Below are 12,463 nucleotides of genomic sequence, written 5' to 3' on the forward strand. Positions count from 1 at the left end.
CGCCGTATTAGACGTCCTCCGGCAAATCAATCTCCAGGTGAAGGACTGATCCCGCATCCAGTCGCCGACGCGGCCAGCCGAAGTAGGACAGAACCTGAAGCATGCGGTAGTTCTCGGCCATGACATCAGCGAGAAACTGTCGAATGCCGTGGGAGCGAGCGAGATGGGCAAGGTATTTGAGTAGGGCTGTACCTACGCCGTGCAAGTGATCTTCATGAGCTACGGCTATCGCTACATCAGCCGCGTTGGGATCGTCGGAGACCGCATAGCTTGCCACTCCGATCAGGTGGCCACCTTCAAACGCGCCGATCGCGGTTTGTTTATCTCCTTGCTCGGTCAGTTGCCTGACGAGCTCATCCAGATGAGCCGGATGAAGGGTGAAGAAACGGAAGAGACGATCACGCTCGGTGAGGTTTTGGTGGAGCGCTAATACGGCTTGGGCGTCGTTGGCACAGAGACGACGCAACCGCACATGGCGGCCGTCGAGCAACTCGACGTCCGTACCAGATTCCACCGCCTGAGTAGTCATTATCCCTCCTGGGCCCACGCTATTGCCCGTCTAACTCGATCGGCAGGGGCTTTAGACCCGGTTTCATACGTCATTGGTCCCCGCGCTCGTATGCTCCTCGATACGTAGCCGCTTGAGTGCGTGCAACTTTCGGATCGCGATGGTGTATAACAAGCTGGCGCCCGACGAACAATGCAGCCTCCGGAACGTACGGCGTTAAGTATGTTCTCGGTATGGCTATCACTGAGACACGCGAGGTGCTTATCGCGGCAACGCCCGACGAAATCATGGCCGTGTTGTTCGACCTCGAGTCACTCACCGAGTGGTCCCCGGCTCACAAGAAAGTGCAAATACTCGAGCGGGACGATCAGGGCCGCCCGAGCATGTCTCGGCAAGTCGTGCGAGTCGTGGGTGTCAGCGATGAGCAAGTGCTGGCTTACACCGTGCAAGACAACGGAGTGAGCTGGACACTCGTCAGCGCCAAACAGCAACGCGCGCAGGAAGGCCGCTACACGCTTAGTCCCGAGGGGAATTCGACCCGGGTCCGCTTCGAGCTCACCATTGACCCGGTGGTGCCGCTGCCGGGGCTTCTCATCAGAAAAGGCGCAGAAAGCCTGATGAAGACTGCGACCGAAGGCCTGCGAAAGCGAGTGCTGGCGGTCAAACAGTGCGGCTAGTAAGCCTTCGCGTGTCACCCAGGAGTGGCTCCGGAAACCCGGCGGTGTGCTTAACCCAACGTAGCTCAAACGATGTCAAATGACTTGGTGACGAAGGACTTTAGTCACTCGCACGGCGACCGTTTGGAGCCATAGCGTCAACAAGTCAGGTCAAACGCCGGAAATGCGTTCGAGCCGCAAAGCCGAGAACATACCGGCAAGTACACGGGAGGTTTCCATGACATCGACATCACAAAAGGCCGAACCGCGGTGGGCGGAGCTGTCTGACGACGTGCTCGAATCGATCGAGACAGGACGGAAGAACGCCATCGACGCCGTGCGAAAGTTCATCGATGAGGTGACTTCGGCAGTCGAAGATCAGTCGCGGCGGAAGACTGTTGTCGAGGCAAGCCTCGACTTGGCTGAAGAGCTGGCGACCGACCAGATCGAATTCTTCCGCAGCGTGGTGCGAAGCGTCGGCCAGGCGCTGAGCAAGGAGTGAACCGACCGGTGCGCCAGTAGTTTTGCACGAAAGCCGGCGACTCAACGTCGACAGCAGACATCACTGGTTCAGGGCTAGCATGAGCTGAATCTAGCCGTGTCAGAGTTCGACTTCAAAAGGTGAAGAGGAGATGTCGCCGCAGTTCTAAGGGACGAAAGGCCTACCGAGGGGTAGCACTTCGGCACGTTCGGCGCGCGGCGGAAGCCCTTTTGAGTCGGTGCTCTTGGCCCTACAGCCTGACCAGTGGCAGTGGTCTGATCATGCGGTAAGGCTCATTGAGGAGGCCATGATGAATTCGGCAACCAACCTGGCCCGCTTGATCGGAACTCACTCGTCTGGCGCCCCGTGCCCCTCGGTAGGTCCATTCGTCACTGAAGCTCACTACTTCGGATGGCGGTGGCCACATCACAACTCGCCGCAGGAGATGCGAGCCATGACGATCTATCAGCTGACCGATTGCCTGCATGAAGGCCGAAAAGCTCGGGTGTCAGGAGATCAGATCGCGACCATCGTGTCGGGGTGGTTGGCGGAGTTGGGTGTCCACAGCCCGCTGGCTGACGACTTTGCATACGCGGTGCAAACCGGCGACTGGGCGACCGCCCACGCCATCGGCACGCATTTGTCCATCGACGTCACTGTTGCCACCCGGGCATGAAGACCCTGCTCGCCGCTGCTGAGAATCCCGACGTTGCCAAGATCGAAAAGCGGGCACCGTCGGTAGCACGGTTGTTCCTCGACCGCATCGCCGCCACCCCGGAGGCGGAAGCTTTCCGGTATCCCCATAACCACGGCTGGGAAAGCGTTACCTGGCAGCAGGTCGGCGAACGGGTTCGCCACCTCGCCGCTGGGCTGATCTCGCTGGGGATCGCACCCGAGGACCGGGTCGCGCTGGCATCATCGACACGCTACGAGTGGGTTCTCGTCGACTTCGCCGTGATGTGCGCAGGCGCGGCGACCACCACCGTGTATCCGACGACAATCCCCGCCGATGTCGCATACATCGTCGCGAACTCCGGCAGCCGGGTCGTGGCCGCCGAGGACCAGACGCAACTGGACAAGCTGCTCCAGCACCGCGCCGATCTGCCGGAAGTAGACAAAGTCGTGATCATCGACGGTCAAGGTGACGGCGACTGGGTGATCACTCTCGGTGAACTGGAGCAGCTGGGTATGCAATTACTCACCAACGCCCCCAACGCGGTGGAGCAGCGCACCGCAACCGTAGGTCCCGGTCACCTTGCGAGCCTCATTTACACGTCGGGCACCACTGGACGGCCTAAGGGTGTGCGGCTGACGCACAGCGCGTGGACCTACACCGCCGCCGCCATCGACGCGCTCGGGATCCTCGGTCCCGACGACCTGAATTTCCTTTGGCTACCTTTGGCTCACGCATTCGGCAAGGTGATGCTGGCGCTGCCGCTCCAGATCGGGTTTCCCACCGCGATCGACGGTCGCGTCGAGAGGATTGTCGACAACCTCGCGACCCAACGTCCCACCATCATGGGGGCTGCGCCGCGCATCTTCGAAAAGGCGCATGCTCACGTCGAGCAGATGATCGCCGAGCAGGGCGGGCTCACGAAAAGGCTCTACGATTGGGCACTCCGGGCCGGATTGAAGGTGTCGGCGGCGCGGCAAGCGGGCAGTAAGCCGTCGTTACCGTCGTCGCTGGCTTATAAGTTGGCGGACTGGCTGGTGCTCTCCACCATCCGGGAGCGGTTCGGCGGCCGGCTGCGGTTTTTCGTCTCCGCGGCCGCAGCTTTGGATCGCGACGTCGCGCAGTGGTTCGATACCGTCGGGATCGTCGTGCTCGAAGGGTATGGGCTTACCGAGACCGCGGCCGCGTCGTTTATCAACCGTCCGCACGCCTACCGGTTCGGCACGGTTGGCTGGCCGTTCCCGGCAACCGAGGTCGAGATCGCCGACGACGGCGAGATCATGCTGAGGGGCCCCGGTGTGATGCACGGCTATCACGACCTGCCTGATGCCACCGCCGCAGCGCTAGACCAAGACGGTTGGCTGCATACCGGCGACATCGGTGAAATCGACGTTGACGGGTTTCTGCGGGTCACCGACCGCAAGAAGGACATGTTCAAGACTTCGCAGGGCAAATACGTTGCGCCATCGGCGATTGCGGCGAGATTCAAGGGTCTCTGCCCGTATGTGGCTGAGCTGATCATCTATGGAGAGGGCAAACCATATTGTGTGGCGCTGGTCGGCCTCGATAGCGAGGCGATCACCCAGTGGGCCGGCAAGCATGGGCTGGCGGATAAGGCCTTCAACGAGATTGCACATGATCAGCAGACGCGGACGCTGATCACGGAATACGTCGACGCGCTGAACCAGGAATTGAACCGCTGGGAGCAGATCAAAAGATTCACGATCATCGATCGGGAACTCTCTATCGAATCCGGCGAGTTGACACCGAGCATGAAGCTACGCCGCAAGGTTGTCGTCGATAAGTTCGCGGAGCAATTGTCGGCTCTCTACAAGGAATGAGTTGGCGGGATGAACAGATTCGAATAGTGAACAACAACGACTAACAAGGAGAACCGACCATGAGCAAGCGCGATCCTCGACAGGCGAAGAAGTGGACGGTTGAGGTGGCGATAGACAAGCACCCGAAAAGTACTCGCGCCACAGCCAGGCTTCGTCGGCACGATCAAGAGCTGATCGGAACCGGTCTGGCTCATCGGAATCCGGCCGACCGCGATATCCCGCCGATCGGCGATGAACTCGCGGTCGCGCGAGCCCTCACAGATCTGGCGGACCAGCTATTCGCCGAAACAGCATCCGACATCAACGACGTCACGCACGAGCCAGTGGTGATCTTCCACTAGCGCACGATGAGCACGGAGCAATCGGCGTGGGCAACGAACTCTGGAGCGTGCGGGCCCACGAGCTGCGCTGCCGTCTCAGCGCTTCCGCTGCCGATGACGACGAGTTGGACTGCATCGCTGTAGCCCTCGAGATATCGCCGCAGGCTCATACGAGTGACACCGACTTCCACCTGCACGTCAGGGTATTTTCGTAGCCACCCATCGAGGCGCCGATAGAGGCCAGCGTAGCCGAGCCCAAAACGCGTCCAACGCCGAAGGCCCAGTGCCAGAACAGGGGCCGAGCGCACGCGAGCCTCCTCCATGGCCCAGCGCACGACCTCCTCATTGCCGGCGCCACTCGTGACCACCACAGCGATAAAGCCGCACTGGTGCGGCACTGCATGTTCGTTGTGCCGGATGATTGCCACCGGGCAGTGTGCCTGTTCGGCAAGTGTCGCCGCAGTCGAACCCAGCAGTCTGCTCGCCATGCGACCAATTCCGACCGATCCGACGCAGACCAGCGACGCGTTGCTCGACTCGGCGATCAGCGCTGAAGCGATGTCTCCCCGAAGTACAGCGGTTTCGATCTTCACGGGCATGCCGGTTCCCTCGACCATCGCACACGCGGCACGCAACGCGCTCTCGGCATATTCGCGTTCCAGCGCAAAAGTCTTGGCCGGCACATCGGCCGCCTCTACGGCTTGAATGACGTGGACCATCCGGAGCGGCACATCTTGGTGGATCGCTTCCTTGATAGCCCATTCGGCCGCTTGGTTAGCTGCCGCTGAACCGTCGATGCCAACGACAATTGGTCCGGGTGACTTCGTGTTGTCCATTGCATGCTCCCGATCAGTTAGCCGACACCGCCGACGCTATCGGCGGGCTGGCCTCCCGAACAGGAGCCGAAGGACCCTTTCGGGGGTGGACGTTGGACTCTACGGATTTGCTTGGCGGTCAACCATGCTGGATTTCGTAACGAGCTATGGAGCAGCCATGGAGAATTTCGTGCTTCGTCCTACGGCATGGCCGCCTCTTCGGATGTTCAGCCGCAACCCAGTGGTCCGAAGAAGTGATCGCATCGAGGCCATTGCGATCGTACTAGCCGTCCTGGTCCTTCTGGTTGGCGCTGCATGTGCGGGCGCACTCGGCACTGTGGTGCACGATGCCCGCACCCAGCAATACGCCGACCAGGCACACACCAGACATGCTGTCGTGGCGATTGCCATCGAAGACGCTGACACGACGATTGCTCCGCGGGAGATCCCCTACACCGTATCCGCGCGATGGCATCTGAACGACACTGACCACGCCGCCGAGATCACCTGGGATAGCTTCGTCAAAGCCGGTGACCCGCTGGCAATTTGGGTGGACGACGACGGCAACCGGACCACTGCGCCATCGCCGATATCGCGCGCTGCAACCGACGCGATGGTTATTGCAATCGTAACCTGGCTCAGCCTCGCGCTGGCCGCCGCGTCGGCGCTAGATACCGTGCGCACTCGCATCAACTACACGCGTGACGCGCAGTGGGAAAGGGATATCTGGTACCTCGTGGAGGACGACGGTGGACGCACCAACTGGGCACAATGATTGCTCGGCACAACTTTCCGACGGAATACGTACCGCGCACCAACATTCGCATCACATCAGACAAAGTGAGCAGGAGCCGCTCCGTTAGTGGCGGCGAGCCACGATTACGGGAACGCGGGCCGCTTGCACCACTGCCGTGCTGACGGACCCCAACAGCATTCCGGTGAATCCGCCGCGTCCATGGCTGCCGACGACGACGAGCTGGGCCGACTCGGACTCATCGAGGAGATGCCGGGCAGGCTTGTCCCATGCGATCCGTGGATGAACGACGACGTCCGGGTATCGTTCCCGCCATCCAGCCAGCCGCTCCGCCAAAGTCTCCTGCGGGATAGCTTGTTGGGCCGACCATTCGATACTTGAAACTCCTGATACGTCCGCGTCACTCCAGGCGTGCAGGGCGACCAAGTCCACACCCCGCCGTGACGCCTCGTCGAACGCGATCTCGGTTGCCAATTCCGACGCCGGCGATCCGTCGACACCGACCACGACTGGCAGCTTGGAACGGTCCGGTGCGGATGGAATCTCGTCGTGTATCACCGCCACCGGGCAGTGTGCGTGATGCACCAACCCGGTGCTGACCGATCCGAGCAAAAGACGATGCAAAGCGTGCTGCCCGCGCGATCCAACCACCGCCAATTGCGCTTTCTTGGACAGGTCGACAAGCGTCGATACCGGCACAGAGTAGAACAGCTCGCTCTTGATTTGCGGAAGCGCACCATGGCTGTTGTCTTCGACGATCTTGATGGCATCGGCGATGATCTTTCGGCCCGACTCGTCTAGTGCGCGGTCCTCCTCGGCGGGCAGAGGCAGCGGGGCGGTCGACAAGAGCCAAGGCGCCGGACCCCACGCCGGCGTAACGACGACATGAACGAGAACGAGCGGCACCTTGCGCATCCTGGCCTCGTGGGCGGCCCACCGAACAGCGCTGTCGGACGTTGATGAACCATCGACGCCCACGATGATATCTAAACTTGTTGCACGGCTGACCATTCCACTGGCCCCTCCCTGACGTTCGCCCCATGGGGGCTCTAATCGTATTCGGGCTGCCACATCGCTTCCCGAACCGCTAAGGACACGTGGTCGTGCACCCTGGTGGCAACCCGGTCGTCGACGGCGGCCTGATAGACAGCTTGGGCCACCATCGCCGACACCGCTCGCAAGTTTTGAATACCCGGTAATAGTGAAGCGCCCGAAGTTGTTGGGTCGGCCTCGCGCGCAATCGCCTTCGCGGCGGCGTGCAGCATATTCTGCGTCACCCGTTTGGCGCCGGCGACAATCACACCCAGGCCTATACCGGGAAACGCCAGCATATTGTTGGCTTGGCTAATCACGTAGGTAACCCCGGCGAATTTCACCGGAGGTGCCGGACTACCGCTGGCCAGCAGCGCCTTGCCACCCGACCATGCCAACGCCTCGGCCGGTGTGCATTCCATGCGGGAGGTCGGGTTTGACAGCGGCAAGATCAGCGGCCGTTCGCAGAATGCCGCCATCGCCTCAATGACCTCCCGAGTGAACGCGCCGTACACCGTCGAGCAGCCCACCAGGATGGTGGGCTCGGCCATCTTGATGGCATCAACCAAACCCACGTGGCTTTCGGCGGCCACTCCGAGCCGCCCCCGGCTTTTGGCGTATGGAACCTGGAAATCACGCAAATCGTGCATGTCGTCAAACAGCAGGCCCTGCTTGTCGATCGGCCACATCTGGGATGCGGCCTCTTCGACGGTGGCGCCATCGGCCACTATCGCGTCACGGATCTGGTCGGCGATCCCGATACCGGCGGTTCCGGCGCCAAAAACAACGACCTTCTGGTCACGCATCGGGACGCCGGTCACCTTCAGTGCGCCGTACACGGCGGCCATGACCACCACACCGGTTCCCTGCATGTCGTCGTTGAACACGCAGTAATCCCCGCCGAATCTGCCCAGGATCGCTCGCGCGTTCGCCGGCCCGAAATCTTCGAAATGCAGCATCGCATGTGGGAATAGCCGGTGAGCGGTTTCGATATAGCGTCTGATGAACCGGTCGTATTCGGGCCCGCGGCGCCGGGCATGGCGGTTGCCCAGATAGAACGGGTCGCGGAGCAATTGTTCGTTGTCGGTGCCGACATCAAGTGACACCGCGATGCAGCGGCGCGGGTCGATACCGGCCCCCGCGGTGTAGAGCGCCAACTTTCCCACGGCGATTTGGATACCGCCCACACCCCAGTCGCCGATGCCCAGGATCGATTCGGCGTCGGTGCACACGATCAAGTCGACGCCCTCGGGCCCGAGCCCGAATGTTTCGAAAGATTCCGCGATCTCACCCGGCCGGTCGATACCTAGATACAGTCCGCGCTGTCCACGATATTCATCGGAAAAGCGCTGGATGGCCTCTCCGACCGTGGGCGTGTACACCACCGGCACGAGGTCGGGAAGGTGATCGATCAGCACCTTGAAGTAGAGCAGCTCGTGACGGTAATGAAGTTGTTCGAGCAGCAAATTGCGACCCAAATCAGTAGGTAGGCTTTGCAATTGGTGCCATACCCGCTCTGCTTGTTGGTCAAGTGTGAGCACCGCCGGCGGAAGCCGACCGCTCAGCCCCAGCCGTCGCCGCTGCTCGTAGGTAAAGCCGACGCCTCGGTTGAGGCTCGGGGTGACCAGTACCTGGGGGATCCGCGGCACACGGTCGTCACTCATCGGCACATCCTTTCAACCACCACTCCCACCGATGCGCTGCAGTTATTACGCGCCTTGACCGTATGGCTCAAATCGAGCCGTCGCTAGGGACCTTGGACTCCGGGTCGGCGCCGTTTCTCCCGTGCCGCTTGGCAGTCAAGTCCGAAGGCCCACCTCGTGGAGGACCTATGGCCCTGGTGTCTCGCCACAGATTCTCTAACGTCGAGTTCGAGCTCGGCGGACCGCGCGTAAGGGGAGGTGATTGCTCCGATGGACAGCCATTGGCTAGTGATGGACGTCTCCGACGACGGGATCACAGCGCCCTTCAGTACCCGGCTGGCCGCTGCCGGCCGACACTTGCCGCCGACACATCTCACAACTGACGAATTGATGTCAACCACAAGGCATCACACGCACATCGACCTGGAACGACTGACCGGTATACATGAGCGTAGAATCTCCGTCGGAGACGAGGACTCGTACAGTCTGGCAACCTCGGCCGCGTTCGGCTGTCTGGCCAAAGCAAAGCAGGACCCAGCATCGATCGACGTGGTGATCAACTGCAGCATCACGAAGTTTCGCGGCGGCCTCACCCAATGGCTGGAACCGTCGATGAGCAGCGCCGTTGCCCGGGCGATCGGCGCCGAGAAGGCAATGACCTTCGACGTCTCCAATGCATGTGCGGGGATGCTGACCGGTGTCACGGTGCTCAACAACTGGATCCGGCAGGGCGCCGTCGAGCGAGGGCTGGTGGTCAGCGGCGAATACATCTCCCAACTCGGCCAGAACGCCGCCAAGCACATTCGTAACATCATGAGCAAAGAACTGGCCTCGCTGACGTTGGGCGACGCGGGCGCGGCACTATTATTTGAACGTGCTCCCGCCGGGTCGCCCGGGGTGCTGTTAGCCGGCTTCACCACCGTTGCCGACTACAGCCGCCTCTGCCTGGCTTATCCCAAGGGCCGCGACCCGGGCGCACGGATGTTCACCGATTCTCGGGGCATTCATCGTGCGGCGATCTCGAACACTCCGCTGTTGTTGCATGAAGTCCTTGACGCAGCCGGTATTTCGATTCATGACATCGACCACGTGATCACCCATCAAACCTCCGCACGTGCAATCCGCAAAGGTATGGCGGCGATGTCAGCCTCGTTCGGCGAGTCTCCCCGTCATGATGCGGTGATCACCGTGGATCGCTACGGAAACACGGCCTCCACCACCCACACCGTGGCCCTGGTTGAAGAACTCGAAGCCGGGCACATCCAACCAGGAGAGACCGTCGCATTGATCGCGTTGGCATCCGGCTTGGAAATCGGGGTCGTTCTGCTCACCCTGGACGAGGATTTGGTGAAGCGCTATGGGCACGGTCATTGAGCAGTTCAACATCACCGGCGGCGGTTGGCGAACCCGCCACAGCGCGCTGCGTTTGGCGGTGTTGGCGGCCAGGCAATGCCTGAGCCGGGCAGGGCGGGACGCCGACGACGTGAACCTCCTGGTTAACGCTGGCATATATCGCGACCGGAACCTTGGGGAACCGGCGCTTGCGGCCCTCATCCAGGAGGACATCGGCGCGAACGTGGAGGATCCGCACGCCGGTGCGCACGGCACGTTTTCCTTCGACGTTGCCAACGGTACCTGCGGGGTACTCACCGCACTGCAGGTCGTCGACGGATTCCTTCGGTCGCATACGATCGACCGCGCTCTCATCGTGACCAGCGATGCCGACCCCGGACACGGTATGAGCGAGCACTTCCCCTTCTCGCCGGCGGGTGCAGCCCTGTTATGCGGCTGGAGCGGGGACGGCGACGGCTTGGGTCAATTTCACTGGACCAACTGCCCCGACGATGGCGAGAACTTTCGCGCCACGGTCGGATTCGGCGACGCACGCAATGTGCTTCGATTCGACAGTTCCGCCACCACCGGTCAGCGGCTCGCCGCCGCCGGCGCCGAAGCGGCTCGAGGATGTCTCGATAAATCGTCGCTCGAACTCGAAGACATCGACGCCCTCGTCGCCGCACCAGCTCTTCGCGGGTACCACACCGCGCTTGCGGCACAACTCGGCGTTCCGCTGGAACGGATCACCGTCGCAGCTGACGAAAAGATCCACACCGCCTCACTTGTAGCAGCGCTGCACCGCACCACCGGCCGTCTGCCGGCCGGCGCGCGGGTTCTGCTCGTCGCGGCGGGCGCGGGGATCATTGCTGGTGCTGCGCTGTATCGCCAGCCTCTCGCACATTAGCGCCCAATGGACTTTCGGCCCAGTCGCTGGTGGCGTACTGCTCTACCCCAAATGCTCACGGTGCGGCAACGCTAGAACCAATCGGCGCGAAAGGGATAAGTGATGAAGGTCGGTGTACGCGATTCGGTCACGGTGAGGCAGCCCGGATCCGGCTGGGCGCACTCGCGCATCCCGGAACATCGGCAGCTGGCTCGGCTGCAGGCCTACATCGTGGTGTCAGCGCTGTGGCGCTGGTTTCGTCATCCGTCGTTGTCGCACAAACGCCATTTCGTGCCTCCGGTTTCGGTCCGCGGAGGGGACGAATGTCCCAACAATCCGGGACTTCGGTCCCTTTCACGGCCGGCCGTCCAATAGTGAGATATCCCAATGGGATTCAAATATCCCGGCATGACAAATATCGGAAAGAGGTATGGCAATGAGTACTTCGCAACAGGCCCAGACCAGGACGCGCATGTTCGCCCGGGTGATTGGACCCTTCCTTGTCATCGTGATTGCCACAACTGTGGCCCGCACGTCGGATATGCGGACCCTCCTCTCGGAGTTCGACGCGAACTTCGTATGGCCTTGGGTCACTGGCGCGTTCGTTCTGCTGAGCGGCTTGATCGTCGTCGCGCTTCACCAGTACTGGCGTGGTGCGGCCCCTGTCCTCGTTTCAGCAATGGGATGGTTGACGGCCCTCAAGGGGGTGTTTCTGATGGCTTTTCCCAAGACCTACGTCTCGGTTGCCGACTCTGCCCTTGATGCGACGAGTTGGTGGTGGACCGGCTTTGTGATCATGGGACTGATAGGGCTGTACCTCACCTACGTCGGTTGGGCCCCGACACCTACCCGGTCCACGGCGCAAGCGACAGGCTCGGTTCCGGATCTGCCGCGTGCCGCATGATCGAACCCCCGGAACTGACCACCGCAGCACCCGCGGTGGTCAGTTCCGGTGATCAACCTCGTGTTGCGACCGACTTCCGGGATTAGCTCGATAGGCCTTCCGGGCGGGGTTCGGGGCCGAACCGGAAAAGACGGCCCGTCAGCGAAGTCGGGAGAATCCGAACGTAGTGCTGTTTCAACGTAGCGGTCCAAGGTAGCAGCTGCGCCCGCTGCGCCTCTTCGATCTCCTCATCGGTACGCAGCATGCGGGCCGTGCCCTTCACGACAACGCTCCAGCCCTCAACAACGTTGTGGTCGTCGGCCTCGAAAAGAACCCGATTGTTGATGGCAGCGCTGACCAGCTTGGTGCCCTCCGCCGTGCGGAAGAGCACGGTGCGGCGCTGGACGACGAAGTTGACCGGAAAGATCTCGGGCTGCCCGTCGACGCTTGTGACGAGACGCCCTAACGCCACACTTGCCAGCCGATCCCAGCTTTCGCTGACCGAAAGGAGGGTGACCGGCTTGCAATCCGACCGCTCGTTAGTCACCTTGTCACCATATGTCCGCCTCGGGTGGTTCTTACAGCGCCCTTCGTCCCCGAAGCGGAGGACTTCCGACCCTGTTCGTGGCAGCGGACAGG

The 12,463-nt window shown here is 61.6% G+C and carries 14 protein-coding genes; 9 read left to right on the top strand and 5 right to left on the bottom strand.

The window, feature by feature from the left end; genetic code table 11:
* Window positions 1-7: 7 nt before the first annotated feature.
* Complete coding sequence (locus A5707_RS23575; RefSeq protein WP_082969619.1) at window positions 8-529, bottom strand: GNAT family N-acetyltransferase; 522 nt, start codon at window positions 527-529, stop codon at window positions 8-10.
* A gap of 212 nt (window positions 530-741) precedes the next feature.
* On the opposite strand from A5707_RS23575, the gene A5707_RS21945 reads away from it, so the two are divergent.
* The 5 genes from A5707_RS21945 (at window position 742) to A5707_RS21965 (ending at window position 4,500) form a co-directional block, all read left to right on the top strand.
* Window positions 742-1,185 (top strand): SRPBCC family protein, encoded by a 444-nt coding sequence (locus A5707_RS21945; RefSeq protein ID WP_065016539.1) that lies wholly within the window; start codon window positions 742-744, stop codon window positions 1,183-1,185.
* A gap of 217 nt (window positions 1,186-1,402) precedes the next feature.
* Window positions 1,403-1,666, top strand: coding sequence for a hypothetical protein (locus A5707_RS21950; RefSeq protein WP_065016540.1), 264 nt, complete (start codon window positions 1,403-1,405; stop codon window positions 1,664-1,666).
* Between the two features lie 433 nt (window positions 1,667-2,099).
* Window positions 2,100-2,321, top strand: a complete 222-nt coding sequence (locus A5707_RS21955; protein WP_331713174.1) for a hypothetical protein — start codon at window positions 2,100-2,102, stop codon at window positions 2,319-2,321.
* Window positions 2,318-4,159: an AMP-dependent synthetase/ligase gene (locus A5707_RS21960; protein ID WP_065016541.1), complete on the top strand. Its 1,842-nt coding sequence runs from the start codon at window positions 2,318-2,320 to the stop codon at window positions 4,157-4,159. Before A5707_RS21955 ends, A5707_RS21960 begins: the two co-directional genes overlap by 4 nt.
* A 59-nt stretch (window positions 4,160-4,218) precedes the next feature.
* A complete protein-coding gene (locus A5707_RS21965) occupies window positions 4,219-4,500 on the top strand; it encodes a DUF1876 domain-containing protein (protein WP_065016542.1) in 282 nt (93 codons plus the stop codon).
* On the opposite strand, the gene A5707_RS21970 is transcribed toward A5707_RS21965, so the two are convergent.
* Window positions 4,497-5,315 (bottom strand): universal stress protein, encoded by an 819-nt coding sequence (locus tag A5707_RS21970; protein WP_065016543.1) that lies wholly within the window; start codon window positions 5,313-5,315, stop codon window positions 4,497-4,499. The two genes, A5707_RS21965 and A5707_RS21970, sit on opposite strands and share 4 nt — an antisense overlap.
* A 157-nt stretch (window positions 5,316-5,472) precedes the next feature.
* Between A5707_RS21970 and A5707_RS21975 the strand changes: the two genes are divergently transcribed.
* Window positions 5,473-6,069, top strand: a complete 597-nt coding sequence (locus A5707_RS21975) for a hypothetical protein (protein ID WP_065016544.1) — start codon at window positions 5,473-5,475, stop codon at window positions 6,067-6,069.
* A gap of 84 nt (window positions 6,070-6,153) precedes the next feature.
* Here the strand turns inward: A5707_RS21975 and A5707_RS21980 are convergent, their stop codons facing one another.
* Complete coding sequence (locus A5707_RS21980) at window positions 6,154-7,059, bottom strand: universal stress protein (RefSeq protein WP_065016545.1); 906 nt, start codon at window positions 7,057-7,059, stop codon at window positions 6,154-6,156.
* 38 nt (window positions 7,060-7,097) lie between these two features.
* Window positions 7,098-8,744, bottom strand: a complete 1,647-nt coding sequence (locus tag A5707_RS21985) for an NAD-dependent malic enzyme (RefSeq protein WP_065016546.1) — start codon at window positions 8,742-8,744, stop codon at window positions 7,098-7,100.
* Between the two features lie 249 nt (window positions 8,745-8,993).
* On the opposite strand from A5707_RS21985, the gene A5707_RS21990 reads away from it, so the two are divergent.
* From A5707_RS21990 to A5707_RS22005, 3 genes are all read left to right on the top strand, one after another.
* Window positions 8,994-10,097, top strand: coding sequence for a 3-oxoacyl-ACP synthase III family protein (locus A5707_RS21990; protein ID WP_065016547.1), 1,104 nt, complete (start codon window positions 8,994-8,996; stop codon window positions 10,095-10,097).
* Complete coding sequence (locus tag A5707_RS21995; protein WP_065016548.1) at window positions 10,081-10,962, top strand: 3-oxoacyl-[acyl-carrier-protein] synthase III C-terminal domain-containing protein; 882 nt, start codon at window positions 10,081-10,083, stop codon at window positions 10,960-10,962. Before A5707_RS21990 ends, A5707_RS21995 begins: the two co-directional genes overlap by 17 nt.
* Before the next feature lie 451 nt (window positions 10,963-11,413).
* Window positions 11,414-11,845, top strand: a complete 432-nt coding sequence (locus A5707_RS22005) for a hypothetical protein (RefSeq protein ID WP_197495402.1) — start codon at window positions 11,414-11,416, stop codon at window positions 11,843-11,845.
* A gap of 82 nt (window positions 11,846-11,927) precedes the next feature.
* Here the strand turns inward: A5707_RS22005 and A5707_RS22010 are convergent, their stop codons facing one another.
* Window positions 11,928-12,371, bottom strand: coding sequence for a pyridoxamine 5'-phosphate oxidase family protein (locus A5707_RS22010; protein WP_065016551.1), 444 nt, complete (start codon window positions 12,369-12,371; stop codon window positions 11,928-11,930).
* Between the last annotated feature and the right edge of the window lie 92 nt (window positions 12,372-12,463).

Origin of the sequence: Mycobacterium kyorinense (assembly GCF_001672775.1) — a bacterium.
Lineage (GTDB): Bacteria > Actinomycetota > Actinomycetes > Mycobacteriales > Mycobacteriaceae > Mycobacterium > Mycobacterium kyorinense_A.

Excerpts from the sequence above, each read along its gene's own strand:
- A5707_RS23575 (WP_082969619.1), bottom strand. The coding sequence starts at position 529 with ATGACTACTCAGGCGGTGGAATCTGGTACGGACGTCGAGTTGCTCGAC.
- A5707_RS21945 (WP_065016539.1), top strand. The coding sequence starts at position 742 with ATGGCTATCACTGAGACACGCGAGGTGCTTATCGCGGCAACGCCCGAC.
- A5707_RS21950 (WP_065016540.1), top strand. The coding sequence starts at position 1,403 with ATGACATCGACATCACAAAAGGCCGAACCGCGGTGGGCGGAGCTGTCT.
- A5707_RS21955 (WP_331713174.1), top strand. The coding sequence starts at position 2,100 with ATGACGATCTATCAGCTGACCGATTGCCTGCATGAAGGCCGAAAAGCT.
- A5707_RS21960 (WP_065016541.1), top strand. The coding sequence starts at position 2,318 with ATGAAGACCCTGCTCGCCGCTGCTGAGAATCCCGACGTTGCCAAGATC.
- A5707_RS21965 (WP_065016542.1), top strand. The coding sequence starts at position 4,219 with ATGAGCAAGCGCGATCCTCGACAGGCGAAGAAGTGGACGGTTGAGGTG.
- A5707_RS21970 (WP_065016543.1), bottom strand. The coding sequence starts at position 5,315 with ATGGACAACACGAAGTCACCCGGACCAATTGTCGTTGGCATCGACGGT.
- A5707_RS21975 (WP_065016544.1), top strand. The coding sequence starts at position 5,473 with ATGGAGAATTTCGTGCTTCGTCCTACGGCATGGCCGCCTCTTCGGATG.
- A5707_RS21980 (WP_065016545.1), bottom strand. The coding sequence starts at position 7,059 with ATGGTCAGCCGTGCAACAAGTTTAGATATCATCGTGGGCGTCGATGGT.
- A5707_RS21985 (WP_065016546.1), bottom strand. The coding sequence starts at position 8,744 with ATGAGTGACGACCGTGTGCCGCGGATCCCCCAGGTACTGGTCACCCCG.
- A5707_RS21990 (WP_065016547.1), top strand. The coding sequence starts at position 8,994 with ATGGACAGCCATTGGCTAGTGATGGACGTCTCCGACGACGGGATCACA.
- A5707_RS21995 (WP_065016548.1), top strand. The coding sequence starts at position 10,081 with ATGGGCACGGTCATTGAGCAGTTCAACATCACCGGCGGCGGTTGGCGA.
- A5707_RS22005 (WP_197495402.1), top strand. The coding sequence starts at position 11,414 with ATGTTCGCCCGGGTGATTGGACCCTTCCTTGTCATCGTGATTGCCACA.